The following is a 26,990-nucleotide window of genomic DNA, read 5'->3' on the forward strand; positions in this document are numbered from 1 at the left end:
ATCTATGGCAAGCTTGCAATTGCTGGGCTTCGGCTCGAATGGGTGGGGCGCGCTGCTGCTCGTCGCCGCCTTGATGACGTTAGCGGTCACGGCGACGGCCCTCATCATCGGAGCCGTGTTGGGCGCGATAATCGCTTTCGCGAAGCTCTCCGGAAGTCTGGTGCTGAAGACGCTCGGCAATATCTACACCACCGTCTTCCGTGGCGTTCCCGAACTTCTGATCATCTACCTGATCTATTTCGGTGGTTCATCGGCGGTGACGTCGATCGGTAAATGGCTTGGCTATGAAGGCTTTCTCGGCCTGCCATCCTTTGCCGCGGGCGCGCTTGCCGTCGGCATTATTTCCGGCGCCTATCAGGCCGAAGTGTTTCGCGGCGCTTATCTTGCCATTTCCAAGGGCGAGCTTGAGGCGGCATCCGCGATCGGCATGCATCGCGGTCTGCGCCTGCGGCGGATCATCATTCCGCAGGTCTTCCGCTTCGCCATTCCCGGGCTCGGCAATGTCTGGCAGCTCAGCCTCAAGGATTCCGCCCTGATCTCCGTGACCGGCCTCGCCGAATTGATGCGCACCAGCCAGGTGGCTGCCGGCTCCACCCGCCAGTATTTCCTCTTCTTCATCGCCGGCGGCATTCTCTATCTGGTCCTGACCAGCCTGTCGGATCGCATCTTCAACAGGGCCGAACGGCGCGCCAATCGCAGCATGCCGGCTGCGACCATCGGCCAGGCTTGAGGAGGACGGTATGGATTTCGATTTCCTTGCGAGCACGATGGTCACGCTGCTGAAGGCGGTGCCGATGACGCTGCTTCTCTTCTTCCTGTCGGTCCTCTGCGGCGGCATTCTGGCGCTCGTCATCGTCGCCATGCGCGTCAGCGGCAATCCGATTCTCTCCGGTTTTGCCAAGGGCTATATTTTCGTGTTTCGCGGCTCGCCACTGCTGATCCAGATGTTCCTGGTCTTCTACGGTTTGGCGCAATTCTCCATCATCCGCTATTCGTTCCTGTGGCCCTTCCTGCGTGAGCCGGTCGTCTGCGCCATCCTGTCGCTGGCGCTTTGCACCGCCGGTTATTCGGCCGAGATCTTCCGCGGCGGCATCCGTGCCGTTTCGCCGAAGGAGATCGAAGCCGCCCGTTCGATCGGCATGTCAGGCTTCCTGCTGGTGCGCCGCATCATCGCGCCGATCGCCTTCCGGCACGCGCTGCCGGCCTATTCGACCGAGATCGTGCTGATGATGAAATCGACGGCGCTTGCGAGCCTCGTCACGGTCTGGGAGGTCACGGGCGTTGCCCAGCGGTTGATCTCGCAGACCTACCGCACGATGGAGGTCTTCATCTGCGCGGCGATCATCTACCTCGTGCTGAATTTCATCATTCTGCAGGCCATGGCCCTGCTGGAATATTCTCTGTCCCGCCATCGCCGCGCCATTCCGCCGGCGTTGAAGGCCTAAAGCTTACTGGAGCAGGCAAATCATGCCAGGTGTCACCCGACTTTCCGTCCGCAACATCCGCAAGAGCTTCGGTACCCATGAGGTCTTGCGCGGCATTTCCCTCGATGCGCAGGATGGCGATGTGATTTCGCTGCTCGGCGCTTCCGGTTCGGGCAAATCAACTTTCCTTCGCTGCACCAATCTTCTCGAAATTGCCACGGATGGCGAGATCTGGGTGGATGGCGAGCAGATCCGCATGATCCACAAGAATGGCAGGAGCTATCCGGCGAGCCATAAGCAGGTGGATCATATTCGTTCCGAACTCGGCATGGTCTTCCAGAGCTTCAATCTCTGGTCTCATATGACGATCCTGCAGAATGTCATCGAGGGGCCGGTTCATGTCCTGAAGCGTCCCCGCGCTGAGTGCATTGCCGAGGCCGAAGTGCTGCTGGAAAAGGTCGGCATTGCCGACAAGCGCCATGCTTATCCCGCCCATCTCTCCGGCGGCCAGCAGCAGCGCGCGGCGATTGCCCGCGCGCTGGCCATGAAGCCGAAGGTCATGCTGTTCGACGAGCCGACCTCGGCGCTTGATCCGGAACTCGTCGGCGAAGTGCTGCGCGTCATGCGCGCCCTTGCCGAAGAAGGCATGACCATGCTGGTCGTCACCCACGAGATGAGCTTCGCCCGCAATGTCTCCAACCGCGTGGTCTTCATGAAGGAAGGGCTTGTCGAAAGCACCGGCACGCCGGACGAGATGTTCGGCGGCGGCGCCTCGCCGGCTTTCCGCCAGTTCATCGGCCATTTCGGAAACGGGCAATGACCGTCACGATCGATAGGCCGCTATCTTGGCGCGACGTCGCACGCGTCGGCGGCGGCGAGCCGCTTTCCCTTTCCGATGCCGCCTGGGATCGCGTTGCCGAGGCGAGCCGCATCGTCGAGCGCATCGTCGAAACGGGCGTGCGCGCCTATGGCGTCAATACCGGTGTCGGTGCGCTTTCCGATACCGTGGTCGATCGCGATTCCCAGAGCCGGCTCTCGCGCAATATCATCCTTAGCCATGCCTGCGGTGTCGGCCCGTTTTTGCCGGCGCGTGAGGTGCGCTCGATCATTGCGGCGCAGATCACCAATTTCGCTCATGGCCATTCCGGCGTGAGGCCCGAAATCGTCAGGCATCTGGCTGCGTTTCTCGAGCATGACTGCATTCCGGAAGTCCCGTCCAAGGGCTCCGCTGGTTATCTCACGCATAACGCCCATGCGGCTCTCGTCCTGATCGGCGAGGGCAGGGCTATCGTGAAGGGCACATCCATGAGCGGTGCCGAGGCACTCGCGGCAATCGGCCTGAGCCCCCTGGTGCTCGGCGCCAAGGAAGGCCTGAGCCTCGTCAACGGCACGGCCTGCGCCACCGGATTGTCGGCGCTTGCTGTCTCCCGTGCCGAACGCCTGCTCGATTGGGCCGATGCCATCGCCGCGCTGACCCTGGAAGCCGCAGGTTGCCAGATGGCGGCTTTCGACGAGAAAGTATTGGCGCTGCGCCCATCGGCTGGCATCGCCAAGGTCGGGCGCAGGCTTCGTAGCCGTCTGCATGGCAGCGGCCTCATTGCTGCCGCTCTCGGACGGCGCACGCAGGATGCCTTGAGCCTGAGATCGGTGCCTCATGCCCATGGCGCAGCCTGGGATGTCTTCGAGCAGACGGCCGATATCGTCGATCAGGAACTGGCTTCAGTCACGGATAATCCAGCCGTTTCGGGTACACCTGAAAAGCCCGTCGTCTCCTCCGAAGCCCATGCCGTTGCCCCCGCCCTCGGCCAGGCGGCCGATAGTCTGGCTATCGCGATCGCGCAGATATCGGCGATGAGCGAGCGGCGGACGGATCGCCTCGTCAATCCGCTGGTCAGCGGCCTGCCGCCGTTCCTTGCGAGCGACGCCGGCAGCCATTCCGGTTTCATGATCGCGCAATATACGGCTGCAGCGCTGAGCAACGACAACCGGCGGCTCGCCGCTCCCGCTTCGCTCGACGGCGGCCTGACCTCCGGCCTGCAGGAAGACTTCCTGGCCCATCCCACGGCGGCGGCCAACAAGCTGCTCGCGATCCTCGATAACGCGGAATACATCCTGGCGATCGAACTGATGGCGGCGGCGCAGGCGCACGATTTTCTCACCTCGCAGGGCACGCGGGCGCCAGGAACCGAGCATATCTATGCGGCCGCTCGTTCCTGCGTGCCCATCTATGGCGACGATCGTCCGCTGAATGCGGATATGGAAGCCTTACGAGGCATGATCGCCAAGATCGCGCCGCCTGCGGAAGATGAAACTGGAGCATGAAATGACTGCGGAATTCGACCTTGCCGTCGTCGGCCTCGGCGCAATGGGAAGTGCGGCCTTGTCTTTCGCCGCAGCGCGCGGCGCAAAGGCGATCGGGATCGAGGCACATTTCCCCGCTCATTCCCTCAGCTCCTCGCATGGCGACAGCCGCCTGATCCGCCTCGGCTACTTCGAAGATCCGTCCTATGTGCCGCTGCTGGAGCGTGCCTATCAAAACTGGCGCGCGCTGGAGGCGAGGCTGCGGGCCGAGATTCTGACTGTTACGGGCGTCCTGCAGATCGGCACGCCCGACAGCAAGATCGTCAGCGGCACGCGCGCCTCCTGTGACATGCATGGGTTGCCGTACGAAGTACTCGACCGCGACGCCATGAACCGTCGTTTTCCGGCTTTTACGTTGGAAAAAGGGGAGGTCGGCGTGCTCGATCCGCAGGGCGGCTATGTCAGGCCTGAAGCGGCGATCATGGGCTATTTGAAGCTTGCGGCGGAAGATGGTGCTGTTTTGCATTTCGGCGAGCGCGTTGTCGCGATCGATCCTGATGGTACGGGTGTCACCGTCGTTTCCTCGACAGGGCGATATCGCGCCCGCAAGGTAATCGTCGCAACGGGCGCATGGATCGCCGAGCTCGTGCCGCAGCTGAAGGCGCATGCTCAGCCGATCCGGCAGGTGGTCGCGTGGTATCAGCCCAAGGATGGCTTCGTTGCCGAGCCGCAGCGCATGCCCTGCTTCCTGCGGGATGAAGGCGCCGAAGGCTCCTATTTCGGCTTTCCGGCGATCGGCGTCGATGGCGTGAAAATCGGCCGCCATGCCCATTTCCGGGAGCCGATCGATCCGTCCATACCCAATCCGCCGGTCAATGACGCCGACACCGATCTGCTCGACCGCTTCGCCCGCAAGCGCTTGCCGAATGCTGCCTCGTTTCGCGTGCGGGCGACCACCTGCCGCTACACCATGCTGCCGAGCGAGGATTTTCTTATCGATCAAATGCCGGGACAGCCGAATGTGGTGGTCTCGTCGGCCTGTTCCGGCCACGGCTTCAAATTTACGAGCGTGATCGGCGAGATTCTCGCCGATCTGGCGCTCCAAGGCGGAAGTGCATTGCCGACCGCGCTGTTCTCTTTTGAGAAGCATTTTGGCGGTCTGGAAGCATAGGCCACCAATCTCGCGGGCAATTCAGCCGATCGTCATGCGTCGCAGCACGTCCGATCGGAAATAGAAGTGTTGGACGAGCGCGCCTCGGATGTGAAGGACGACGACGATCCAGAGCAGGGACTTGATCGGTCCGCCATGAACGAATGCCGCCGTATCGATCCCCAGATAGTAGGCTGCCATACCCGACAGCGGCATCGCAAAGATCAGCACATAGAGCAGGACATGTGTCAGCTGCGCAAGGTAGTGCAGGAAGGCAGGCTGGCCATCCGGCGTAGCGGGGACATGGGATGAAAATCTGACTGCAAGGCGCAGGACGGCGAGCAACAGGACAGCAATGCCGGCATAGGCGTGGATATTGGCGCTGGCAATATCGGCTGATGAGGGCGTCTGGCCGTTGCGGATCAGACGCCGCCACGCGTTCATCCCGTCAGGAAACAAGAGATTGAAAAAGATCAGCAGCGCCATGAGCCAGTGAAGGATGCGTTGCGGAATGGAATAGGCAGCTCTGGCAGGCATTGGCTCTCCTTAGATTGAAACTGTTCTAAAGATAGAACGTGATCCTAACGAGAACCTGAACGCCACGGAGAGCTTGTCGGGCCGTCGGGTGGTGGTGAGCTGGGGACCTTCCACTGGAGCATTTCCGCTTTTCTTCGAATTGCGAAAACGCTCTATCTCCTTGTTTGTTTATGCATTCCGGACGGAAAACCGCGGCGCACTTTTCCTGGAGTACCCTAGCATTTCAACGGAGCCCCGACGGCCCATTCAGGCCTCCGGGGCTCCGCGCTGTCAGCTCAGCACCGCACGCGGTTCGAGGAAGGATTCCAGGCCATAGGTGCCGAATTCGCGGCCGATACCCGATTGCTTGAACCCGCCGAAGGGCGCAAGCGGCTCGTGCGGTGCGCCGTTGATGACGACCCGGCCGGCTTCGATGCGCTCGGCGAGCCGCTTTGCCCTGGCGATATCGGACGAGAAGACATAGGCCTGCAGGCCATAGGCTGTATCGTTGGCGATTTCGAGCGCATGTGCCTCATCGCGATAGGGAATGACGCAAAGCACTGGCCCGAAAATCTCCTCGCGGGCGATCCTCATATCGTTGTTGACGCCGGAGAAGATCGTCGGGCGAACGAACCAGCCGCGATCGAGCCCTTCAGGACGGCCTTCACCGCCGACGATCAGCCCTGCACCCTCCTCCTGGCCGAGGCGGATATAGGATTGGACGCGATCCCATTGCTTCTGGCTGACCATCGGGCCGATTTTGACGGCAGGATCGCTTGCATCACCCACCTTGAGCGTCGCGACGGCTTGGATAAGTCGGTCATGGATCTCCGCCAGCCGGCTTTCCGGCGCGAGAATGCGGGTGCCGGCAATGCAGGCCTGGCCGCTATTGGCAAAGCCGGCAGCCAATACCTGCGGGATGGCGGTATTAAGGTCGGCATCGTCCAGAATGATGTTCGGGCTCTTGCCGCCGAGCTCGAGCGTCACGCGCTTCAAAGTCACTGAGGCCGCCTGGAGGATCGCCCGACCCGTCACCGTCGAGCCGGTGAAACTGATCTTGGCGATGTCGCGATGGCTGCTGAGGGCGGCGCCGACCACATGGCCGTATCCGTTGACGATGTTGAAAACGCCTTTCGGCAGGCCGGCGGCGTGCAGGCATTCGGTGATGAGCTGCGTCTGGATCGCGCTCATTTCCGACGGCTTGATTACCATGGTCGTGCCCGCGGCAATGGCGGTGGCAAGTTTACTGCAGATGAAGCCGTAATTGCTGTTCCACGGCGTGATGGCGGCTGCCACGCCGGCAGGGCGCATTTCGATTTCCGCATGGCCGATGCGACGACGAAATTCATAATTGTCGAGCGTCTTGGCCATGTGGAGAAACGCCGTGGCGGCGTGCGGCACCGAAAAGCCGATGAAGGATGCCGGCGCGCCATATTCCTCGCGCATGGCGTCGGTGAGATCGGAGGCTCTGGCCTCGACCGCATCGTGCAGGCTGTGCAGCATGGCGACGCGCTCGGCCTTCGAGCTTTGCGACTGGCTCGCAAATGCTGCCTTGGCAGCGCTGACGGCATTGTCGACATCCTCCTCGTCGCCAAGGCGAACGGTGCCGATTTGCTCTTCCGTGGCTGGATTGAAAAGAGGGGCTTCTTCCGTGCCATGGGGCTGAACGAAGCTGCCGTTGATATAGATCGTGTCGATAGTGCGCATGAACATCTCCTTTATCTTCACCAGAGAGGTAAGATGCGCTATTTGATCGGTCTAGCAGGACAAAGCGGAACAGGCTGATAAGGAAAATCGCGCAATGAAGGCAAGCCTGACGGAGCTCGAAGCGATCGCCGCGGTTGCCCGCCACGGCGGCTTTCGCGCCGCCGCCCGTGAACTCGGCATGTCCTCCTCGGCGCTCAGCCACGCGGTCGCCACGCTGGAGGAGCGTCTGTCCGTGCGGATTTTCAACAGGACAACGCGCAGCGTGACATTGTCCGAGGCTGGTGAGCGCTTGGTGGCGGAAGTCGCGCCGGCGCTTGCCGTGATCGATAGGGCCATCGAGAATGCCGGCGTGTCGTCGGAATCGGTGTCCGGCACGCTGCGGCTCAACATGGCACCCGGTGCGGCGCGCATGCTGCTGGTTCCTCTTATCCTCGAATATGGGCGGCGCCACCCGAACGTGGATATTGAAATCGTCACCGACAATGCCTTGGTCGATGTCATTGGTAAGGGCTTCGATGCCGGCATCCGGCTTGCCGAGGCCGTTCCGACGGATATGATCGCAATATCAATCGCTCCGACGCTGCGCTCGCTCGTCGTCGGCTCACCTGCCTATTTCAGCGACAGGCCGCGCCCGCTCGTTCCCGGTGATCTCCTGCAGCATTCGTGCATCCGTGCGCGTATGGCAAACGGCAGGCTCTATCGCTGGGAATTCGAGCGGCATGGTCAGGCCATGCTGATCGACGCGCCGGGAAGCCTCATCCTCGATGCTTCCGACCTGATGTTGAGCGCTGCCCTCGCTGGGGCGGGGCTTGCCTATATCAGCGAAGCGTCCATTGCCGAGCACATAGCGGCGGGCAAGCTGATTTCCGTGCTGGAGGATTGGAGCCCACCCTATCCGGGGCTCAGCCTGTATTTTGCCCAGCGCCGCCAGATGCCGGCCCGATTGCGGGCCTTGATCGATCTGATCCGCGAGCAGAATGCGTCCCGCTGATCGCCGGATCCCTGACAAAGGCAAGCAGCGGCCTCATTGATGAGGCCGCCGCCGGTTTGTCGTTACTTGCCGGCGTCCTTGGCTGCCTTCTCGATCACGGCGGCAACCTTTTCCGGCTGCGACGCGAAGACGGCGTGGCTTGCCTTGATTTCGGTCACGTCGCTGCCGGCGCGCTTTGCCATGTCGCGCTCAAGCTCGGGGTTGATGGAGCGGTCGTTGGTTGCAACAATGGCCCAGCTCTTCTTCGCCCGCCAGGCCGGATCGCCGACCTTGGCGGTAAAGGCGGCCTTCGCGGCGAAGACCTGAGATTTCGCCATGAAAGCGGCCTCGTCCTTCGGCAGGTCGGCTGCAAAGTCCGCCGCGAAGGCCGCTGGATCGAGATAAAGATATTGGCCGTCCTTGGTTTCCCGGATGTTCATGCCGCCCGCCGGCTTGGAGCTTGCGAGGCTGATCAGGCTTTCGCCCTTGTCCGGCTGGAACGCGGCGACATAGACGAGACCTGCGACATCCGGGCGATTGCCCGCCTCGGTGATGACCATGCCGCCATAGCTGTGGCCGATGAGCAGGCTCGGGCCGTTCTGAAGGTCGAGCACGCGGTTGGTGGCGGCGACATCGTCGGCAAGCGAGGTGATGGGTTCCTGCACGACCGTGACCTTGAAGCCGTCCTTTTCAAGGATCTCGGCGGTCTTGCGCCATCCCGAACCGTCGGCAAGGGCGCCGTGGACGATAACGATGTTCTTGATCTCGGCTGCCTGTGCAGTAAAGGCAAAGGTGCTTGCGGCAAGGCCGAGAGCGATGATGGAGAGAAAGCGGGTCTTCATGGGGTAACTCCTGTCAGTTGAGGTTCATGCTTGGGGGTGAGAGGGGATTTCAGCCGAAAGTGAAGGCATACGCCTGAACGCCGGGATCAAGAAAATGGATCTCGAAGTTACGTGCGGTGACGTCACCGGATTGACGGACCAACTGGTAGAGCTTGGTTTCGGTCACGGTGCCATTGCCGCCGGCGTCGATATCGGAGCCGTGGTCGGGGCCGGGTATCTTTCCGTCTACCGTCACCTGAAAGCGGATCGGCTTTCCGTCTGCCGAAGGCCCGAGGACGAGGTGCAGGTCGCGGGCGCTGAAGCGGTAGCTGATGCTGCCGCCTGCCTTGTCGAGTGTCGCCTCTTCCGGGCCGATCGTCCATGTGCCTGCCAGTCCCCACTGGTTGAGGGCGGGATCGGCAATCGAATAGTCGGCTGCGGTGTCGGCTTTTACGCCTTCAGGCGAAGCAAAGCCCGTTGCCTGCTTGTAGCCGACATAGGTCTCGCCGGAGCGGATATGGCTAAGATCGGGGCTTGCTTCCGCGCCTTTTGCATCCGGAACGACCGGGCCGCTTTGGGCCATGTTGCTGCCGGCCTCGCGCAGAAGGTCCTGGATCGCCTGTTCGGTCTGGCGATAGTTGCCTTCGCCGAAGTGCTGGTAGCGAACCTGTCCCTTGGCATCGATCAGGTAAAGTGCAGGCCAGTAGTTGTTCTCGAAGGCGCGCCAGATGCGGTAATCGTTGTCGATCGCAACCGGATAGTTGATCTTGAAGTCGGCGATCGCCTGCTTGACGTTGTCGACATTCTTCTCGAAGGCGAATTCGGGGGCATGGACACCGATGACGACGAGGCCCTGATCCTTATACTTTTCCGCCCAGGCACGCACATAGGGAATGGTGCGGATGCAGTTGATGCAGGAATAGGTCCAGAAATCGACGATCACGACCTTGCCGCGAAGCCCGGCCGTCGTCAGCGGCTGAGAGTTCAGCCAGGTGACGGCGCCATCGAGCGAAGGGGCAGGACCTTCGACGGGCAGGTCGCTATGGAAGGGGCGCGTCGCGTCGCTGGCAATCTTCATCGCGTTGTTGCTGGCAACTTCGGTCCCTGGGTTTGCGCTCTTGCTGGGCAGTTTATTCAGCAGGGCCTGCTCGAAGGAGCCGGTGCTGGCATAGGAAAGGCGGGCGAGAAGGCCGGTATCGAGGCCAAGGGCGATCGCAGCAACGCCGGCGAGAACTGCGGCACCGGCAAATTGGCGGATGCGCTCGCTGAGGCCGAGTGATTGCTTCATGCGGGCAAAGATCTTGCCACCGGCAAAGAGTGCAACGGCAAGCGAAGTGGCGGCGCCGGCCCCATAGGCAAGCAGCAGGAATGTCGTCTGCAGATTGGCACCCTTCAAGGCTGCGCCTGTCAGGATGAGCCCGAGGATCGGGCCGGCGCACGGCGCCCAGAGCAGGCCGGTTGCGATGCCGAGCACGAAGGAGCTTCTGACGCTCGCTGTTGCGCGATGCGCGCCGGCGGCGTTCAGGAGATTGTTGCCGAGATCGACCGCCGGCCGGGAGAGAGCGCTGGCGATGCGCGGTGAAATCAAGCTAAGGCCGAAGAGACCCAGCAGAACGATGGCTGCGAGGCGACCATATTCATTGGCGCGGATCGCCCAGGCGCCACCGACCGCAGCAAGCGTTGCGACCATGGCAAAGGTAAGTGCCATGCCTGCAAGCATGGGCAGCGTGCTCCGGACGAAGGGCTGCCCGGCGCGGGCAAAGACGAAGGGGAGGACGGGCAGGATGCACGGACTGAGGATCGTCAGCGCACCGCCGAGATAGGCTATGATGAGAAGCGTCATCGTCTTGTTCCTTTGAAGCGATTGGACCGGCTGCGGACGGCGACATGCCGTGGCCAGCAGTGACGCTATCTGCCGGTGGCGACGTATCCCGAATGTGTCCGATTGGGTGGCAGAATGTACCGAAACGTCGATGTCTCGGGCTTCGATACACTGCGATACAAATCGGATGGGGGTGGCGCGGTTTTCAGCGAGCCCGGCTGTTTGCCGAGGCGTTGCCGCCAGGAGCCGCCAATTGTATCAGACTGTATCCTGGCGGCCGGAAGCTACATAGGCATTCAAAACAAGGCGGTCGGCGACACATCGGCGATACATGCGGCTGGCTTTCTTATGCTCACGATCCAATCGACAGGAGATAGAGATGTCCGAGGAAATCAATCACAACCGCCGCCGCTTCTTTGGTATTGCCGCCGCCGCCGTTGCCGCTGCCGAATTCGGCCTGCCTGCCATCGCCGGTGCGCAAGAAACAAAGGCTTCCACATCGGCCCTGCCGGCGATCAAGGCAGGAAGCCATACGTCCTTCGACGCGCTGAAGCAGATCGATGCCGGCGTGCTCAATGTCGGTTACGCCGAAGCCGGTCCGGCCAACGGCCCGGTCGTCCTGCTGCTCCACGGCTGGCCCTATGATATCTACAGCTTCGTCGATGTCGCGCCGCTTCTTGCCGGCGCCGGCTACCGGGTCATCATTCCCTATCTTCGCGGTTACGGAACCACACGCTTCCTTTCGAGGGACACACCGCGCAATGGTCAGCAGGCAGCCCTTGCCGTCGACATGATTGCGCTGCTCGACGCGCTGAAGATCGAAAAGGTTGTCGTTGCCGGCTACGATTGGGGCGGCCGCACCGCTGACATCATGGCGGCACTTTGGCCCGAGCGTTGCAAGGCGCTGGTGTCGGTCAGCGGCTATCTCATCGGCAGCCAGGAAGTCAACCGCAAGCCGCTGCCGCCGAAGGCGGAGCTCGCATGGTGGTATCAGTTTTATTTCGCAACCGAGCGCGGTCGCCTTGGCTATCAGGAAAACCGCCATGATTTCGCAAAGCTGATCTGGCACACCGCCTCGCCGCAATGGGCTTTCGACGACGCCACTTTCGATCGTTCGGCTGCAGCCTTCGACAATCCCGACCATGTCGACATTGTCATCCATAACTACCGCTGGCGCCTCGATCTCGCCAAAGGCGAGGCAAAGTTCGATGCCTATGAGAAGAAGCTCGCCGCAGGTCCGGTGATTTCGATCCCAACCATCACCATGGAGGGCGATGCCAACGGTGCGCCGCATCCGGAGCCTGCGGCCTATCGCGGCAAGTTCTCGGGCAAGTACGAGCATCGCACCATCACCGGCGGCATTGGCCACAATCTTCCGCAGGAAGCGCCGCAAGCCTTCGCCCAGGCTGTGATAGATGTTGATCGTTTCTAGTTCGGCGGTAGTGTGCGAGTGGGTGCCGGCAAAGCCGGCGCCCGCTGCCGTTGGCGCGACGAGGAACAACTATTCGTAGGTTGGTGCTTACGATGTTGAGCGGGAAATCAAAATGGAGCATATCGACCATATCCTGATCGTGGATGACGATCGGGAGATCCGTGAGCTGGTGTCGAGCTATCTGAAGAAGAACGGCTTGCGGGCGACGACGGCCGCCGATGGCCGGCAGATGCGCAGCTTTCTCGAGGCCAACTCGGTCGATCTGATCGTACTCGACGTGATGATGCCGGGCGATGACGGCCTCGTGCTCTGTCGCGAGCTTCGCGCCGGAAAGCACAAGGCGACGCCCATTCTGATGCTGACGGCGCGCAGCGACGAGATGGACCGCATTCTCGGCCTGGAGATGGGCGCGGACGATTATCTGGCAAAGCCGTTTGCCGCCCGCGAGCTGCTCGCCCGCATCAAGGCGGTTCTTCGGCGTACCCGCATGCTGCCGCCCAACTTGCAGATCAGCGAAGCCGGTCAATTACTAGTCTTCGGCGATTGGCGGCTCGATACGGTCGGCCGTCATTTGCTCGACAAGGATGGAACGGAAATCACGCTCAGCGGTGCCGAATACCGCCTGCTGCGCGTTTTCATCGATCACCCGCAGCGGGTGCTCAATCGCGACCAGCTTCTGAATCTCACCCAGGGCCGCGACGCCGATCTCTTCGATCGCTCCATCGACCTGCTCGTCAGCCGTCTTCGCCAGCGGCTGGGGGATGACGCGCGCGAGCCGATGTATATCAAGACGGTGCGCAGCGAAGGCTATGTCTTCTCCGTGCCGGTGGAAATTGCGGAGCTTCGCCCATGACCGCGGTTGACCTTCCAGGTCACCGGCCGTGGTGGCCGAGCACCCTGCGTGCACGTATTTCGCTGATCCTGCTGGCCGGGCTTGCGATCGCTTACGGTCTGTCGTTCAGCGTGCTCTATATCGAGCGCTACATGTCGGCAAAGGCGGTCATGCTCGGTACGCTGGAAAACGACGTTGCCACCTCTATCGCGGTTCTCGACCGCCTGCCGGCCGATGAGAGGGCGAATTTCGTCGACTGGCTGAGCCGCGGCAACTACAATTTCGAGTTGGGGACGGGCCTGCCTGGTGTGCCCGATACCTCCGCGCATGGCGCGGAGATCGCCGCCAAGATAGAAGAGGCGGTCGGCCATCGCTTTCCCATCCGCATGGAATCGATACCAGGGCCGATCTCGCGGCTGCAGGCACATCTCAATCTGAGCGATGGCAGTCCGCTGACGATCGATGTCACGCCCAAGGGTGTCATGCCGATCGCGGCCTGGCTGCCTTATGTCTTCGTCGTCCAGATGCTGTTGATCGTGCTTTGTACCTGGTTTGCCGTGCGACAGGCGACGCGTCCGCTCGCCGAGCTTGCCGCCGCGGCCGATGCGCTCGATCCCAACAACAAGAGCCCGGCCTTGAGCGACCGAGGGCCGAGCGAAGTGGCGCACGCCGCCAGGGCCTTCAACGCCATGCGGGATCGAATCGCGCATTATCTCGAAGAGCGCGTGCAGATCCTTGCGGCGATCTCGCATGATCTGCAGACGCCGATCACCCGCATGCGCCTGCGCGCCGACATTGCCGACGATTCGCCCGAGAAGACCAAGCTGCTGCAGGATCTCGGCGAGATCGAGCGTCTGGTGCAGGATGGGATTGCCTATGCGCGCAGCGCCCATGGCAATGGCGAGAAGAGCGCACGCATCGATCTTGCCTCCTTCATTGAAAGCATCAGCTACGATTATCAGGACACCGGCAAATCCGTCGAGATTCTTGGCCTCATCCAGGGCACAGCGACGACGAAGCCGCACGCGCTGCGTCGCATCCTCACCAACTTCATTGACAATGCCCTGAAATTCGCCGGTGCGGCGGAAATCGCCGTGGAGCGGCGGGATACGGGCCAGGTTGCGATCACTGTTCTGGATCGCGGTCCCGGCATTCCGCAGGACCAGATAGAGGCAGCCATGCAGCCCTTCTTCCGGCTGGAGCAATCGCGCAACCGCAACACCGGCGGCACCGGGCTTGGTCTGGCGATTGCCCAGCAGCTAGCCCAGACGCTCGGTGGCTCCGTCAGACTCTACAACCGTGAAGGCGGTGGCTTGGCGGCCGAAGTCGTCATTTCCTGATCGGCCTCTTCAAAAGATTTTCGGCCGATTTGTAAGCATTTGTATCCGGCTCGTTGGAGCCTACGCTTTGTAACACTTCCGGCGATTCCCGAAACATGCCGGATACGTCGATCCATCAAAAACAACTCCGTCAACAGACGTTGCCCTCACGACATAGCAGACGGGCAACGCAACAAAGGAGTGTTCCATGACCAAGATCGACAAGGTTCTCTACACCGGCAGGACCCACACCATCGGCGGCCGCGACGGTTTCGCACGCAGCGATGACAACCAGCTGGATGTCAAGCTTTCGCCTCCCGGCAGCGCCCATGCCGGCACCAATCCCGAGCAGCTCTTCGCCGCCGGCTGGTCGGCCTGCTTCATCGGCGCAATGGGTCTTGCCGCTGCCAAGCGCAAGATCAAGCTGCCGGCCGATCTCGCCGTCGATGCCGAAGTGGATCTGGGCACCACGGAAGGTGCCTACTTCCTGCAGGCACGCCTCACCATCAGCATGCCCGACATCGAGCCTGAGCTCGCCCGCACGCTGGTCGAGGAAGCTCACCAGACCTGCCCCTATTCGAAGGCGACTCGCGGCAACATCAATGTCGAGCTGAAGCTCGCTTGAGAATCGCTCAAGCATCGATATTGCGCGCCGCTCTGCAGGGTGCGGCGCGCCGAATCGTTAATTTTTCCGCGTCGAATAATCAGCAAGGCTGCGCCTGCGTTTCGCCTGGAGGATCTCATGAGACCAATCATTCTTCTCCTTGCAGGAGCTGCGATTTTCGCCGCTCCATGCGTCTACGACCCCGGTTCGAGCGAGCCTTCGGCGCTTGCGAGCATCGCCGTTTTATGGGGCGGTTCTGGCTCGAATGGAAGCTCGCGTTAACCACTTGTTAACCATATCAACGGTACACAGGATCGACGATTTATTCACATAGATGACCAAAGTGCTAACAGACGCTCGTTCGATCCGTATCAAGGGCCGCTCTTTTCTTGCGGTCATGCTTTCGCCGGATCTTCCGCTGGACCAGTGGTTGATCAGGCTTGACGACCTCGCAGCCCGTTCGGCCGGCTTCTTTCTGGGGCGGCCGGTCGTGCTCGATATCACCGACCTGCCGATCGACAAGGCACAGCTCAAGGAGCTGATATCAGAGCTTTCGGCCCGCAATGTCAGCATCATGGGCATCGAGGGTGGTCGCCCGTCGATCGCTGGCCCCGGCATGCCGCCGATCCTGAAGGGTGGTCGCCCGGCTGCCGATTTCGAGGTCTCCGAGACCGAGCCGGTCGTCGAGCGCCGCAACAGCGAGCCCAAGGCGCCGCCTCCGGAAGTGCGTGCGGTTACGCAATCCCTGATCATCCGCGAGCCGGTGCGTTCGGGACAGTCGGTGATCTTTCCCGAAGGCGATGTCACAGTCATCGGTTCGGTGGCGTCGGGCGCGGAAGTCATTGCGGGCGGATCGGTCCACATCTATGGCGCCCTGCGCGGCCGCGCCATGGCAGGATCGATCGGCAATGCCTCGGCGCGTATCTTTTGCCGCAAGCTCGAGGCCGAACTGCTGGCGATCGATGGCATCTACAAGATGGCGGAAGACATATCGCCCGACCTCAAGGGGCAGGCCGTTCAGCTCTGGCTGGATGGCGAAACGATCATGGCCGAAAAACTAATCTGAGCCGGAGCCGGCCAAAACAGGAGAGCAAGATGGGCAAGGTAATCGTCGTCACATCAGGCAAGGGCGGAGTTGGAAAGACGACTTCGACGGCCGCACTGGGAGCGGCTCTGGCACAGAGAGGCGAAAAGGTCGTCGTGGTCGATTTCGACGTCGGTTTGCGCAATCTCGATCTGGTCATGGGTGCGGAACGCCGCGTCGTCTACGATCTCGTTAACGTCATTCACGGTGATGCCAAGCTGCCGCAGGCGCTGATCCGCGACAAGCGGCTGGAGACGCTCTTCCTCCTGCCGGCTTCGCAGACCCGCGACAAGGACAATCTGACACCCGAGGGTGTCGAGCGCGTCATCAACGAGCTCAAAACCTATTTCGACTGGGTCATCTGCGACAGCCCGGCCGGTATCGAGCGCGGCGCCACCCTTGCCATGCGCCATGCCGACGTCGCCGTCGTCGTCACCAATCCGGAAGTCTCCTCGGTGCGCGATTCCGACCGTATCATTGGCCTGCTCGATGCCAAGACGCTGAAGGCCGAGCGCGGCGAGCGCATGGAAAAGCATCTGCTGCTGACCCGCTTCGATGCTGGTCGCGCGGAACGCGGCGACATGCTGAAGGTCGACGACGTGCTGGAGATCCTCTCCATTCCGCTGCTCGGCATCATCCCGGAAAGCACTGATGTCCTGCGCGCGTCCAACCTCGGTTCGCCGGTCACGCTTGCCGATGCGCGCTGCGCGCCGTCGCTTGCCTATTTCGACGCCGCACGCCGTCTTGCCGGCGAGCAGGTGCCGATCACCATCCCTGGCGAAAAACGGGGTATCTTCGGCAAGATCTTCGCAAGGAGGGCCGCATGAGCATTTTCGGACTGTTCCGCAAGCAGAGATCTGCACCTATGGCGCGCGAGCGCCTGCAGATCCTCCTTGCCCACGAGCGCGCCTCCGTGGGCTCGGATCTCGTATCCGTGCTGAGGGAGGAAATCCTCGCCGTCATCGCCAAGCATGTGCAGGTCGATCGCGATAAGGTGCAGGTGAAGATGGATCGCGACAAGGACGTCTCCATGCTGGAGATCGATGTCGAGATCCCGCGCGACGCGGCCTTGAAGGCCGCCTGAGGCAAGCCTGGCACTGCGCATGTGTGCGAATGATGCCACATGGTCCTTCCGTGTGGCGGAGCGTCGAAGTTTTTTCGAAGCTTGCCCTTGCAAAGGGTATGATTCGCGATTATCTGCACGCCATCACCTGTATCGATGGCCTGCCGCTGACATTTCCGTGTCGAGCCGGTGTTCGCTGTCCGGGTTAAAAGCAAGGGCGCTCCCCAGAAATGGGTAGAGCGCCCTTTGCTTTTGTCGCGTCCGCAGTGCGGTACTTTTCTTGGTCGATGCGATATGCCAGTTTGCGCCGATCATGCGGGGAGGCGATTGGCTTGGGCGGATTGGACAATCAACGGAATGCCGTGTTCTCATGGCTGCTTGCCAGCATCTTCCTCGCAGTATGCGCCATCGGCGCCCAGGCGGCCGACAAGACGATCTATCTCACATTCGACGACGGCCCCTTGCCGGGAACGAGGAACATTCTTGCCGTGCTGAGCGAGGAAAAGGTTCCGGCGGCCATGTTCATGGTCGGCCTGCATGTCGAAACCATTCCCTCTGGGCGCGATCTGCTTGCCGAAGCCAAGGCCATGTCGCTCGTGACCGTCGGCAACCATAGCTATAGTCACGCCAACAATCGCTACAGGAAATATTACGCCGATACCCAGGCGGTGGTTGCGGATATGCGCCATGCCAACCAGGTGCTCGGCTTGACGCCGGTTGTGCATGCGCGATTGCCGGGCAGGGACGTCTTTCGGCTTCCCACGGTCGCGAGGGAGGATCTCTCCATCAATGTCGCGCAATGGGAGCGCGAGTGGCTGGATTATGAACTGGTCGCGGAAGCGGGCTTCTATCTCTATGGCTGGGATTTCGAGTGGGTGCACAGCGACGACGGCAAGCCTGTCCAATCGGTGGACCACCTCGTCAGCGAAATCGATCATCTCTTCCAATATGGCCGCTTCACGCAACCGGGAAAGATGATCCTGCTGATGCACGACGAAATGTTCCAGGACCAATTCAACGGTCAGGATAATCTGAGGACCTTGATTCGTTCGCTTCGCGAACGTGGCTATGCCTTCGGCGATATCAGAACCTACGCGCCCCCGAACCCCTGAACCCACCTGAGTTTGCTTAGGCCTGTCCCGCCGCGGTTCCCGCCGCAACCGTCAGGATGAAATCGTCCAGTTCCCGTTCCAGGCGGCGTAAGCTCCGGATACTGAAACAGTGGAACGGTCGATGGTTTCAGCCACAGGCCGCTTTTTGCTGTCGGGCGATGGTGCGCAAGGAAGCATCATCCCCAATGATATGCGTTTCAGATTGACTTCGGGATCATGTAGTGCTGCCGCAAAATGGCACAGTCACTTGTGGATTTTAAATCTATGTTTCCCAACTTCCAGTTGGCTTATGGATTGCCGGCCTGAAAATCGATTTGTTGTCGGCGCTGTCGTACTCACCCCTGACGACAGCCGGGAGTCTCGGAGACGGCCCCTCGGCTGCGACCGAGATTCCCGTCAGAGGATACCAATGCCGATCGGCCGGTATTCAAAAAAGAGTGAGAGAGCGGCTTGCAAATATTGGGGTGTCGGAATCCAGCCGTTTGCAATGGTCGTGGATCGGATTGGCGAGGATGCGCCTCACAAAGGTCCGGAATAGGCTTTCCTCGCTGTTTATTCACGTTTTATCATAGAGGCTGACGTCATAGCTGAAGGCTCGAGGAGAGGAGTACTTCAGGCATGTATGAGCGAGGCGCAGGGGACGGCAGATGAGAATTACGACGATTACGAATTGGGCCTACGGCATCACCGTCGTCCTGACCGTGCTGTCTGCCGTCGCGTTCATCCTCTCGGCCCGAAGCGCCATCCAGGAAAGGCAAGCAGTGGAGCAGCACCTGCTGCTGACCAGCATGGGCGAGGAACTTGCGCTCGCAGCCGAGGAGACGACGGACGAGGCTCGTCTCTACGTGATGCGCGGGGAGGCGAGACATCTCGAAGCTTTCACTAGCGACGAGGGCGAGGAGCGGCGGCGCGATGCCGCGCTCAATTCCCTGCGTGGCTCGGGGATTCCCGACGCCGAACTGCAGGTCGTCGGGCAGGTGGCAACCAATGCGGAAGCGCTCGATAAGATCGAGGAAGCGGCAGTAGCCGCCTATACCGGCGGAAATCAGGCAGGTGCGCGCGACGCCCTGTTCGGCCCGGAGCATGAACGCATCCAGACGGCGCTCCTCAGCGGTGTGAGCCAATTTCGCGCCATGGCAACAGCGCGCACGCAAGCGGCTGTGCGCAGTGCACAGGCACGCAGCGATTTGTGGGCCGATGTCGCCAAGGTGATGCTTGCCTTGACTGCGGCGGTGTTTCTCGGCGTGCTTTATTTCATCCTGCGGCGCCGGGTTGCCCTGCCGCTGATCCGCATGACCGGGATCGTCAACCGGTTGGCCAAGCAGGACTACGCCGTCGAAGTGCCGCCCGACCGCCGCCGCGACGAAATCGGCGAGATGAACGACGCCATACAGATCTTTCGTGAGAATGGCCTCGAGCGGAACCGGCTGGACGCCGAACGGAAGCGCGACCTGGAGACGAAGGATCTCATATTACAGATGATGCATCGCCTGCAGGCCTGCTATGCCCAGAACGAACTTGCCGAGGTCGTCGCGTTGTTCGTGCCGCAGATCTTTCCGGGCATCGCCGGATGCCTCTATACGATGAATGAAAGCAGGACGGCGCTGACCGAGGTCAGCCGGTGGCTGGAGCCGGCCCATACCGAACTTTCCTTCGCCGCTTCGGCCTGCTGGGGGCTGCGACGCGGCCGGCCGCATGCCAGCCACGTCGCGGACAATGATATTCCCTGCCAGCATCTGGATGGTTCCGGTGTGCCCGGCCTTTGCGTCCCCTTGACCGCGCTCGGCGAGGCGATCGGCCTGCTTTATTTCGAAGATCGATCCAAGGATGCCGCTGCCGCCGATGCGCCGAGGCTCTACCTCGAACTGATTGCCGAGAATATCGGCCTTGCCATCGCAAACCTGCAGCTGCGTGACAGGCTGATCAATCTCGCCGTGCGCGACGCGCTGACGGGCCTGCTGAACAGGCGCTCCCTGGATGAGATGCTGAACAATCTTTATCGGGATCATTCAGCCCGCACGGTCATCTGCATGATGATCGACATCGATCACTTCAAGCGTTTCAACGATGAGTTCGGCCATGATGCCGGCGACGAAGTGCTGCGTCATGTCGGGCAGATCGTCGCCGATACGGTCGCCGAAACCGGCACGGTCTATCGTTTCGGCGGGGAGGAGCTGACGGTCATCGCCACCGATATGGCCGACGATGCGGGCTTTGCACTTGCCGAGCAACTTCGCGCGCGCATCTTTGCCACGCCGTTTTCCTATCGCGCACGTATTGTCGGACCGCTTTCCGTCTCCGTCGGCATCGCCTCATCCCCGGCATCCGGACCCGCCAAAACACTGATCAACCGCGCGGACGGAGCTTTGCTGAAGGCAAAGCTCGACGGGCGCAACAGGACGGTGGCGGCCTTCATGATGGAGCCGGAGGAAGAATTGAAAAGAGGGTAGGGTTGATCTTAAAGGGCGCATATGGCGTCGAAATCCGGTTTTGCCGCCTTGCCCAATGCGCGCCTCGATTGTAGCTTGAGGCTGGAAATCGCATAAATGGAGGGCTCGGTTTATGGGCATGACGCGGAATGCTTCGGATAGCGAGATCCTGCAGTCGATAGGTTTTGACCCGGCCCTTCACCGCAAGTTTGCGGCCGGCATCGAATCCGGCTTGCTGCGCGATCTGCATGTCGTACTCGCCGCTCGCTCCCAGCAGGTTTTCATGGAGTATTACGGCGTTGGTTCCGATGAAAATTGGGGCACTCCGCTCGACAGCGTCGCATTCGATGCGGATACGCTGCACGATCTCCGCTCGGTGACCAAGAGCATCGTCAGCCTCCTTTACGGCATCGCGCTGGACAAGGGATTGGTGCCGCCGCCGGATGCACCCCTTTACGAGCAATTTCCGGAATATGGCGATCTCGCCGAGGATGCCGTCCGCGCCAGGATCACCATCGGCCATGCGCTGACGATGACGCTGGGGATGGAGTGGGACGAGGATCGTCCCTACACGGACCCGTTAAACAGCGAAATAGCCATGGAAAACGCGCCGGATCGCTATCGCTTCGTTCTGGGGCGCCCGGTGATCGCGGAGCCGGGAACGCGTTGGATTTATTCCGGCGGCAGCGTCGCGTTGGTCGGCGCCATCATCGAGCGGGGCACCGGCAAGCGTTTGCCTGATTTCGCGCAAACCGCCCTCTTCGAGCCGCTGGATATTACAAAGTTCCACTGGTCGTCGGGATATGACGGCGTGGCGTCGGCTGCGTCCGGACTGCGCCTGACGGCGCCCGATTTGCTGAAGATCGGCATGCTGCTTCTGCAAAAGGGCCTGTGGAAGGGCCGGAGGATCGTTTCGGAAGAGTGGATCGCGCGATCCCTTACGCCGGCGATTTCGACCGGCGACGGTTTGGACTATGGCATGCTGTGGTTTTGCGGAGATGCGCCCGCGCCGGCATTTGCCAATCCACGCCCTTGGCGTGCGGGCTTCGGAAACGGTGGTCAAAGGCTCTGGCTGATGCCTGATGCGGGAATTGCCGCCGTTATCTATTCCGGCAAGTACAATGCATGGGATGCTTGGATAACGCCGACCCGCGTGTGGCGCGAGATCATTCTCGCCAACTTTCTGAAGGCCTGAAGAAGTGGTTCCGCCAAAGGACGCGTTTCCCACACTTGAGACCGACCGGCTGCGGCTTCGCGAGGCGAGCATGGACGATCGCGACGACTTCCATGCGCTGATTTCTATTCCGGAGGTCACACGGTTCTCGAATTGGGTCGATGCGCCGAAAATGGCGCAGATCGAGCGCTCCCTGCGATGGATGATCAAAATCTTCCCGAAGGGAGCGGGCTGTTCATGGATCATCGAGGATCGGGCTTCCGGCGATTTGCTCGGGGCCATCCGCTTCAACAGTATCGACCGGCACGCCAGATGTGCCGAGCTCGGATACGAACTGCATCCTTCCGCCTGGGGCAAAGGGCTCATGAGCGAAGCAGCAAAGGCTGTCGTTCGATGCGGCTTCGACGTTTTTGCGCTCAATCGCATCGAAGCCTGGACATTGCCGGGAAATGCGGCCTCTGATCGGGTTCTTGAAAAGACGGGGTTCCGGTATGAGGGCACGCTGCGGCAAAAGGCGCGGTTCAAAGAGGCCTTTCATGATTTCCGCATGTTCGGCTGCCTGGCAGGCGACCCGCAAAACTAGCCCTTAGTCGGCGCCCCGGCTGGTTTCGCCAGTCAGTGTTGCGGATTGAAAATAATCCCGAGGTGAACGTCCGAGCGAACGCCGGAACATAGCCGAGAAGGCGCTTGGGCTCTCATAGCCGCAATCCAGCGCGACATCGAGAATGGTCCGACCCTCCGCGAGCAGGGTGAGAGCCTTCAGCATACGGGCTTGCTGCCGCCACCGGCCGAAGCTCAACCCGGTCTCGCGTTGAAACAGCCGCATAAGCGTCGCCCGGCTCACGTGGAGATCATTTGCGGCTTCTTCGATCGAAATCGTATGTGCGAGATCGCCAAGCACGGTTTCGCAGAAGGCGGCAAGCACCGGATGTTTCGGCAGTGGTAAATTCAGCGGTTGTGCCGGCAGGAAAGCGAGTTCGAGAAGCAGCAGGCGAATGACCGCATCCGCGACCTCCTTGCGATCGGGTTTATCGACGAGGCCGGCGAGCCGCAGGATGAGCTCGCGTAGAAGCGGGGTGACTTCCACCACCATGCAGTCTTTCGGCAGGGTATCTCTGCCGTCGGCGTCGATCAGCAACGAACGAAATTGAATGCTTGTGCGGCTTGCCGTCACATGCTCGAGATGCGGCGGCAGCCAGACCGCGCGGCTCGGCGGCACGACCCAGGTGCCGCTCTCCGTGGTCAAGGAGATCACGCCGCTGACGGCGTAGAGCAATTGCGCCTGGCTATGGCTGTGGCGGGAACTGGTGAAGTGATGATCGTCATGTGCGATGACCGCGACGCCTTCAGCGACGTCGGTGCCGTGATACAGATAGGTTTGATCCTTTTGCGACGATGATTGATCCATTCGCGCGAGAATATCAGAGCCTTTAGCGATAACCTAGAGTTCCTTTCAAACAGGATCTCTCCTTCCGTGTCCGTCCTCTCCCACAATCTGCATCGATCAGATCGGCCGCATCTCGCTGCCATCGCATCGCTGCACATGCGGGCGAACATCGGTGCCGTATTCTGCGTGCTCGCTTCCCTTCAGCTTTCCGTTGCGCTGCGACTTACCGGCGGTCGTCGGGCCTGACGGCATCCCGGCGACCGTAGGCTGCTGTCCGCTTTTTCCTGAATTTACCGACACGTGACGGAACGGATCATGCTGAAGAATCCCAAAATCAAATATCGCCCCTTTATCTCGCCCATCGAATTGCCGGATCGGCAATGGCCGAACAAGCGGCTCGCCGAGGCACCGCGCTGGCTTTCCACGGATCTGCGCGATGGAAACCAGGCGCTCGCCAACCCGATGGATGTCGAGCGCAAGCTGCGCTTCTACGACATGCTTCTAGCCTCCGGTTTCAAGGAGATCGAGGTTGCGTTTCCGTCGGCATCGCAGATCGAGTTCGATTTCGTCCGCGCGCTGATCGAGGAGGATCGCATTCCCGAGGATGTGACGATTCAGGTGCTCACCCAGGCGCGCGCCGATCTCATCGCCCGCACCTTCGAGTCCCTCGTGGGCGCGCGCAAAGCCATCGTCCATCTTTACAATGCGACGGCGCCGCTCTTCCGCCGCGTCGTCTTCGGTATGGAGCGGCACGAGATCGTCGATCTGGCGATCAGCGGCGTCACGGCGATGCTGGAGGAAAGTCGCAGACAGCCTGACACCGATTGGACCTTCGAATATTCGCCGGAAACCTTTTGTTTTACCGAGCCGGATTTCGCCCTGGAAATCTGCGAGCGCGTGCTCGATGTCTGGCAGCCGACCGTGGAGCGGCCCGCCATCCTCAACCTGCCGGCAACGGTGGAGGTGGCGATGCCGAATGTCTATGCCGACCAAATCGAATGGTTCTGCCGCAATATTTCGCGGCGGGAAGCCGTCATCATCAGCATCCATCCGCACAACGATCGCGGTACGGCGGTGGCCTCGGCCGAACAGGCGCTGCTAGCTGGCGCCGATCGCGTCGAAGGCTGCCTCTTCGGCAATGGTGAGCGCACCGGCAACGTCGATCTGGTGACGCTGGCCTTGAACCTCTACACCCAAGGCATCGATCCCGGCCTGACCTTTCCGTCGATCCGCGACGTGGTCAAGACGGTGGAATATTGCAATAGGATCTCTATCCACCCGCGCCATCCTTATGCGGGCGAGCTGGTGCACACCGCATTCTCCGGTTCGCATCAGGATGCCATCCGTAAAGGGTTTGCCGCACACGAGCGACGCAATGACGGCATCTGGGAAATGCCCTATTTGCCTGTCGATCCCGCCGATATCGGCGAGAGCTATGAGGCCGTCATCCGTGTCAACAGCCAATCGGGCAAGGGCGGTGTCGCCTGGGTCATCGAGCAGGATAAGGGCTTGAAGCTGCCCCGCGCCATGCAGGTCGATTTCAGCAAGCGGGTACAGCTTCTCGCCGATAGCACCAGGCGGGAACTGACGGCCGAGGATATCTGGAAGGCGTTCGTGCACGCCTATCATGTCGATGATGTCGAAAGCTTCGAGCTTGTCGATTACGAAGGCGGCTTCCGCAAGGGCGCCGGTGCGGAGCGCATTTTCACCGGCCGGATTCGCCATGGCAGTCGGGACGTTGCCGTCAGCGGCCGCGGCAACGGGCTCATCTCGGCGGTGCTTGCCGCGATTGCCGAGACATTCGGCGTGACGCTCGGCGTTATGGACTATCAGGAGCATGTGCTTCGCCGCGGAAGCGAGGCGAAAGCGGCTGCTTATCTGCAATGCGTCCGGCCGGACGGCACCCAGATTTTCGGCGTTGGCATCGATGACGATGCTGCGACCGCAAGCGTCAAGGCCGTCCTCAGCGCTGCGAATGCGGCGGGTTGACGATGTGGCGTATCGCTTGTCATCGGCCGAAGCTGGGCCGATGACGACCAGCTTTGGGCGCCACGGCCGGCCGTCTCTATCGTGTCTGGTCAATTTGCTGTAACCCGGCTCGGTAGCGAACGATCGGTTCGACGAACGGCACGGCCGATCTCGATGACCGGGCCGGGATTCCATCAAAAGACGGGCTTAGCGATAGCGCCAGCCGCCGTGCCACCATTCGCGATGTACCCAGTAGCGATGTCCGTCCCAGTAGCCGCGGCCGGGATAAAACACGCCATAGGCCGGAACTGCAGGCACGACCACAACCGGGGGCCCATTCGGGCGGCAATAGCCATAAGGGCCGCGATGGAAGCCGATGCCGCATCCGTCGCGAGCCTCGGCCGGCGAGATCGCGGCGAAGCTGGCAGCTGCTGCAAAAGCCAGCAAGATGATCTTTCTCATGATGTCCTCATTCGTCCTAAGGGAAGTTTGATGCTGTTATCCCTTCAGCGCTTAAACGGCTGCGATCGGTAAATCCGTCGCTGCGTTCGATCATTTTGCATTCACATGGGGAAGGCAGGCATTTGAGGCGCGCCGGTCTGCAGGTCTGCAAGCCGTGCCGAAGAATCGCCTTTGGGATCAGGACTGAACTTCAAAGGTTTGATGTGCGGGGTGGGACTGTGAAGGACACGTCTTTGCCGCAGGTATCGGTTTTTTGCCGACCAGAGGCATGCGCCGTATCAAAGCGCGCCGGACGGCCAGAATTGCCTTGTATTGCTCTCCCAGGCGCAGGCGGCCATCGGAATCATAGGCAAAGAGGAGATGCCGCCGCGCGAAGGCGTGCGCCAGCCACAGGGTGAAGGCGACGCCGACGCCCCAGCCCATCAGCGTGTCGCTCGCCCAGTGGGCACCGACCCATTGGCGCGACAGGCAGATCAGGACGCCGACCGGCATGAATATGGGGCGAAGGCGAGGGAAGACGAGCGCCAGCGACATCGCCATGGCGCCGGCTGTTGCCGAATGTCCGGAGGGAAAGGATGCGAAGTCGGCGTGTAGGGCAAGGGGGCGAAAATAAAAGGCGCCGTTCGTCTGCAGGAGTTCCGGTCTGGCACGGCCAATGATGTTCTTGGCGAGCGAAGCGACAATGCCGCCGCCGGCAACCGCCAGGAAGACGAATACAGCCGCGGTGGCGATGAGGTCTGCGCCGGTTCGCATCGATTTGCGCAATTTGTACGCGGGAGCGAGGATGGCGAACATCAGCAATGTGCCGCTGAATGAGAGCACCAGCAGCCCTGTGCCGAGGCTGCTGATCCATTTCGCCATTCCGCGCAATTGCTCAGGGAACGATTTCATCCAGACGCCCAAGGGGTAGTCTGAAGTCGCCATCACGAGCAATGACAGGGCAAGGAAGACGGCGATGATGGTGATAGGGCGCTCGAGAAATGCGCGATTTTCGGGAGGCGCGATGGCAGGGGTATTGAAGAAACATCGGACGCCACCGATCAGACGCCTGCGACAGGTTTTCGCGGAATGCTCCAGCGCCTCTTTCATGACCTCCTGTTTCCGCTGCCATGCCTGCATGAAGCCGACTTCCCATTGCTGCCGATCATTCGCTGATGCCCGCGAATAAGGCCTTACGCTGTGTTTCCCTTGGTGAGGCTGCTACAGCAATACGCTGACAGGTGCCTGAAAGCCGCCATGCAGCGCGTCTGCAGCGCCGAGCGGCATGCATTTCAGCCGCCCGGACGACTAACTGCGACATTGGCCTCTCGTCGGGCCAGGTTCACTTTTCTGAATATCGCAATGCCGGCAGGAAAAGCGGACGAAGCAAAAAAAGGCTTTTTCGCCAGAGAGATAGCAGCGGAATTTCGCAGC

General features: G+C 61.1%; 25 protein-coding genes. 18 read left to right on the forward strand and 7 right to left on the reverse strand.

The features are described from left to right. Nucleotides 1-4 precede the first annotated feature (4 nt). From FHT84_RS00785 to solA, 5 genes are read left to right on the forward strand one after another with little or no spacing between them, the layout of a single operon-like run. Nucleotides 5-730, forward strand: coding sequence for an ABC transporter permease subunit (locus FHT84_RS00785; RefSeq protein WP_113250318.1), 726 nt, complete (start codon nt 5-7; stop codon nt 728-730). Between the two features lie 10 nt (nt 731-740). Further along, complete coding sequence (locus FHT84_RS00790) at nt 741-1,445, forward strand: ABC transporter permease subunit (protein ID WP_113250319.1); 705 nt, start codon at nt 741-743, stop codon at nt 1,443-1,445. Nucleotides 1,446-1,467: 22 nt separating this feature from the next. Continuing rightward, complete coding sequence (locus tag FHT84_RS00795; protein ID WP_183761173.1) at nt 1,468-2,244, forward strand: ATP-binding cassette domain-containing protein; 777 nt, start codon at nt 1,468-1,470, stop codon at nt 2,242-2,244. Then, nucleotides 2,241-3,746, forward strand: coding sequence for a histidine ammonia-lyase (gene hutH / locus FHT84_RS00800; protein WP_113250320.1), 1,506 nt, complete (start codon nt 2,241-2,243; stop codon nt 3,744-3,746). Before FHT84_RS00795 ends, hutH begins: the two co-directional genes overlap by 4 nt. A 1-nt stretch (nt 3,747) precedes the next feature. Then, nucleotides 3,748-4,896, forward strand: a complete 1,149-nt coding sequence (gene solA / locus FHT84_RS00805; RefSeq protein ID WP_113250321.1) for an N-methyl-L-tryptophan oxidase — start codon at nt 3,748-3,750, stop codon at nt 4,894-4,896. Nucleotides 4,897-4,917: 21 nt separating this feature from the next. Here solA and FHT84_RS00810 read toward each other — a convergent pair whose 3' ends face one another. Both FHT84_RS00810 and FHT84_RS00815 read right to left on the reverse strand, forming a co-directional pair. After that, a complete protein-coding gene (locus FHT84_RS00810; RefSeq protein WP_183761171.1) occupies nt 4,918-5,412 on the reverse strand; it encodes a cytochrome b/b6 domain-containing protein in 495 nt (164 codons plus the stop codon). Between the two features lie 270 nt (nt 5,413-5,682). Next, nucleotides 5,683-7,098, reverse strand: coding sequence for an aldehyde dehydrogenase family protein (locus FHT84_RS00815; protein ID WP_113250323.1), 1,416 nt, complete (start codon nt 7,096-7,098; stop codon nt 5,683-5,685). 94 nt (nt 7,099-7,192) lie between these two features. Between FHT84_RS00815 and FHT84_RS00820 the strand changes: the two genes are divergently transcribed. Then, nucleotides 7,193-8,089 (forward strand): LysR family transcriptional regulator, encoded by an 897-nt coding sequence (locus FHT84_RS00820; protein WP_113250324.1) that lies wholly within the window; start codon nt 7,193-7,195, stop codon nt 8,087-8,089. A gap of 62 nt (nt 8,090-8,151) precedes the next feature. Here FHT84_RS00820 and FHT84_RS00825 read toward each other — a convergent pair whose 3' ends face one another. Then, complete coding sequence (locus tag FHT84_RS00825; protein ID WP_113250325.1) at nt 8,152-8,910, reverse strand: alpha/beta hydrolase; 759 nt, start codon at nt 8,908-8,910, stop codon at nt 8,152-8,154. A 49-nt stretch (nt 8,911-8,959) separates the two neighbouring features. After that, on the reverse strand, nt 8,960-10,732 hold the full coding sequence (locus FHT84_RS00830) for a cytochrome c biogenesis protein DipZ (RefSeq protein ID WP_169643270.1): 1,773 nt from the start codon (nt 10,730-10,732) through the stop codon (nt 8,960-8,962). Nucleotides 10,733-11,090: 358 nt separating this feature from the next. Between FHT84_RS00830 and FHT84_RS00835 the strand changes: the two genes are divergently transcribed. The 11 genes from FHT84_RS00835 (at nt 11,091) to FHT84_RS00885 (ending at nt 22,343) form a co-directional block, all read left to right on the forward strand. Then, nucleotides 11,091-12,143, forward strand: a complete 1,053-nt coding sequence (locus FHT84_RS00835) for an alpha/beta hydrolase (protein ID WP_113250327.1) — start codon at nt 11,091-11,093, stop codon at nt 12,141-12,143. A 112-nt stretch (nt 12,144-12,255) separates the two neighbouring features. After that, nucleotides 12,256-12,996 carry a response regulator gene (locus FHT84_RS00840; protein ID WP_112344619.1) on the forward strand — a complete coding sequence of 247 codons (741 nt, stop codon included), beginning with the start codon at nt 12,256-12,258 and terminating at the stop codon, nt 12,994-12,996. Beyond that, nucleotides 12,993-14,315, forward strand: a complete 1,323-nt coding sequence (locus FHT84_RS00845) for a HAMP domain-containing sensor histidine kinase (RefSeq protein WP_113250328.1) — start codon at nt 12,993-12,995, stop codon at nt 14,313-14,315. Before FHT84_RS00840 ends, FHT84_RS00845 begins: the two co-directional genes overlap by 4 nt. 187 nt (nt 14,316-14,502) lie before the next feature. Continuing rightward, nucleotides 14,503-14,919, forward strand: a complete 417-nt coding sequence (locus FHT84_RS00850) for an organic hydroperoxide resistance protein (RefSeq protein ID WP_113250329.1) — start codon at nt 14,503-14,505, stop codon at nt 14,917-14,919. A 313-nt stretch (nt 14,920-15,232) separates the two neighbouring features. Next, nucleotides 15,233-15,964 (forward strand): septum site-determining protein MinC, encoded by a 732-nt coding sequence (gene minC, locus FHT84_RS00855; RefSeq protein WP_113250330.1) that lies wholly within the window; start codon nt 15,233-15,235, stop codon nt 15,962-15,964. A gap of 29 nt (nt 15,965-15,993) precedes the next feature. Continuing rightward, complete coding sequence (gene minD, locus FHT84_RS00860) at nt 15,994-16,809, forward strand: septum site-determining protein MinD (protein WP_112344624.1); 816 nt, start codon at nt 15,994-15,996, stop codon at nt 16,807-16,809. Continuing rightward, the gene (gene minE / locus FHT84_RS00865) at nt 16,806-17,066 is read left to right on the forward strand and encodes a cell division topological specificity factor MinE (protein WP_112344625.1); all 261 of its coding nucleotides are present in this window, start codon (nt 16,806-16,808) and stop codon (nt 17,064-17,066) included. Before minD ends, minE begins: the two co-directional genes overlap by 4 nt. 311 nt (nt 17,067-17,377) lie before the next feature. Continuing rightward, nucleotides 17,378-18,157 carry a polysaccharide deacetylase family protein gene (locus FHT84_RS00870; RefSeq protein WP_113250331.1) on the forward strand — a complete coding sequence of 260 codons (780 nt, stop codon included), beginning with the start codon at nt 17,378-17,380 and terminating at the stop codon, nt 18,155-18,157. Nucleotides 18,158-18,804: 647 nt separating this feature from the next. Continuing rightward, nucleotides 18,805-20,607: a sensor domain-containing diguanylate cyclase gene (locus tag FHT84_RS00875; RefSeq protein WP_112344627.1), complete on the forward strand. Its 1,803-nt coding sequence runs from the start codon at nt 18,805-18,807 to the stop codon at nt 20,605-20,607. Between the two features lie 112 nt (nt 20,608-20,719). Further along, nucleotides 20,720-21,781: a serine hydrolase gene (locus tag FHT84_RS00880; protein WP_113250332.1), complete on the forward strand. Its 1,062-nt coding sequence runs from the start codon at nt 20,720-20,722 to the stop codon at nt 21,779-21,781. Between the two features lie 4 nt (nt 21,782-21,785). Beyond that, entirely contained in the window at nt 21,786-22,343 is a 558-nt protein-coding gene (locus FHT84_RS00885) for a GNAT family protein (RefSeq protein WP_112344629.1), read from the forward strand. 3 nt (nt 22,344-22,346) lie between these two features. Here the strand turns inward: FHT84_RS00885 and FHT84_RS00890 are convergent, their stop codons facing one another. Continuing rightward, nucleotides 22,347-23,168, reverse strand: a complete 822-nt coding sequence (locus FHT84_RS00890; protein WP_113250333.1) for a helix-turn-helix transcriptional regulator — start codon at nt 23,166-23,168, stop codon at nt 22,347-22,349. Between the two features lie 294 nt (nt 23,169-23,462). Between FHT84_RS00890 and leuA the strand changes: the two genes are divergently transcribed. Continuing rightward, nucleotides 23,463-25,136, forward strand: coding sequence for a 2-isopropylmalate synthase (gene leuA, locus FHT84_RS00895; protein ID WP_112344631.1), 1,674 nt, complete (start codon nt 23,463-23,465; stop codon nt 25,134-25,136). Between the two features lie 186 nt (nt 25,137-25,322). On the opposite strand, the gene FHT84_RS00900 is transcribed toward leuA, so the two are convergent. Together FHT84_RS00900 and FHT84_RS00905 are read right to left on the reverse strand one after the other, a co-directional pair. Beyond that, nucleotides 25,323-25,577 (reverse strand): hypothetical protein, encoded by a 255-nt coding sequence (locus FHT84_RS00900; protein ID WP_112344632.1) that lies wholly within the window; start codon nt 25,575-25,577, stop codon nt 25,323-25,325. A 177-nt stretch (nt 25,578-25,754) separates the two neighbouring features. Continuing rightward, nucleotides 25,755-26,696 carry a phosphatase PAP2 family protein gene (locus FHT84_RS00905; protein ID WP_113250334.1) on the reverse strand — a complete coding sequence of 314 codons (942 nt, stop codon included), beginning with the start codon at nt 26,694-26,696 and terminating at the stop codon, nt 25,755-25,757. Between the last annotated feature and the right edge of the window lie 294 nt (nt 26,697-26,990).

The sequence above is a fragment of the Rhizobium sp. BK289 genome (assembly GCF_014193575.1).
In the GTDB taxonomy this organism is placed as follows: Bacteria; Pseudomonadota; Alphaproteobacteria; order Rhizobiales; family Rhizobiaceae; genus Rhizobium; species Rhizobium tropici_C.

Coding starts and splice junctions, on each gene's coding strand:
- minC (WP_113250330.1), top strand. CDS start 15,233: ATGACCAAAGTGCTAACAGACGCTCGTTCGATCCGTATCAAGGGCCGC.
- FHT84_RS00810 (WP_183761171.1), bottom strand. CDS start 5,412: ATGCCTGCCAGAGCTGCCTATTCCATTCCGCAACGCATCCTTCACTGG.
- FHT84_RS00850 (WP_113250329.1), top strand. CDS start 14,503: ATGACCAAGATCGACAAGGTTCTCTACACCGGCAGGACCCACACCATC.
- minE (WP_112344625.1), top strand. CDS start 16,806: ATGAGCATTTTCGGACTGTTCCGCAAGCAGAGATCTGCACCTATGGCG.
- FHT84_RS00825 (WP_113250325.1), bottom strand. CDS start 8,910: ATGAAGACCCGCTTTCTCTCCATCATCGCTCTCGGCCTTGCCGCAAGC.
- leuA (WP_112344631.1), top strand. CDS start 23,463: ATGCTGAAGAATCCCAAAATCAAATATCGCCCCTTTATCTCGCCCATC.
- FHT84_RS00880 (WP_113250332.1), top strand. CDS start 20,720: ATGGGCATGACGCGGAATGCTTCGGATAGCGAGATCCTGCAGTCGATA.
- FHT84_RS00795 (WP_183761173.1), top strand. CDS start 1,468: ATGCCAGGTGTCACCCGACTTTCCGTCCGCAACATCCGCAAGAGCTTC.
- FHT84_RS00890 (WP_113250333.1), bottom strand. CDS start 23,168: ATGGATCAATCATCGTCGCAAAAGGATCAAACCTATCTGTATCACGGC.
- FHT84_RS00785 (WP_113250318.1), top strand. CDS start 5: ATGGCAAGCTTGCAATTGCTGGGCTTCGGCTCGAATGGGTGGGGCGCG.
- FHT84_RS00875 (WP_112344627.1), top strand. CDS start 18,805: ATGAGAATTACGACGATTACGAATTGGGCCTACGGCATCACCGTCGTC.
- FHT84_RS00840 (WP_112344619.1), top strand. CDS start 12,256: ATGGAGCATATCGACCATATCCTGATCGTGGATGACGATCGGGAGATC.
- hutH (WP_113250320.1), top strand. CDS start 2,241: ATGACCGTCACGATCGATAGGCCGCTATCTTGGCGCGACGTCGCACGC.
- FHT84_RS00830 (WP_169643270.1), bottom strand. CDS start 10,732: ATGACGCTTCTCATCATAGCCTATCTCGGCGGTGCGCTGACGATCCTC.
- FHT84_RS00820 (WP_113250324.1), top strand. CDS start 7,193: ATGAAGGCAAGCCTGACGGAGCTCGAAGCGATCGCCGCGGTTGCCCGC.
- FHT84_RS00815 (WP_113250323.1), bottom strand. CDS start 7,098: ATGCGCACTATCGACACGATCTATATCAACGGCAGCTTCGTTCAGCCC.
- FHT84_RS00845 (WP_113250328.1), top strand. CDS start 12,993: ATGACCGCGGTTGACCTTCCAGGTCACCGGCCGTGGTGGCCGAGCACC.
- FHT84_RS00790 (WP_113250319.1), top strand. CDS start 741: ATGGATTTCGATTTCCTTGCGAGCACGATGGTCACGCTGCTGAAGGCG.
- FHT84_RS00900 (WP_112344632.1), bottom strand. CDS start 25,577: ATGAGAAAGATCATCTTGCTGGCTTTTGCAGCAGCTGCCAGCTTCGCC.
- minD (WP_112344624.1), top strand. CDS start 15,994: ATGGGCAAGGTAATCGTCGTCACATCAGGCAAGGGCGGAGTTGGAAAG.
- FHT84_RS00905 (WP_113250334.1), bottom strand. CDS start 26,696: ATGCAGGCATGGCAGCGGAAACAGGAGGTCATGAAAGAGGCGCTGGAG.
- solA (WP_113250321.1), top strand. CDS start 3,748: ATGACTGCGGAATTCGACCTTGCCGTCGTCGGCCTCGGCGCAATGGGA.
- FHT84_RS00835 (WP_113250327.1), top strand. CDS start 11,091: ATGTCCGAGGAAATCAATCACAACCGCCGCCGCTTCTTTGGTATTGCC.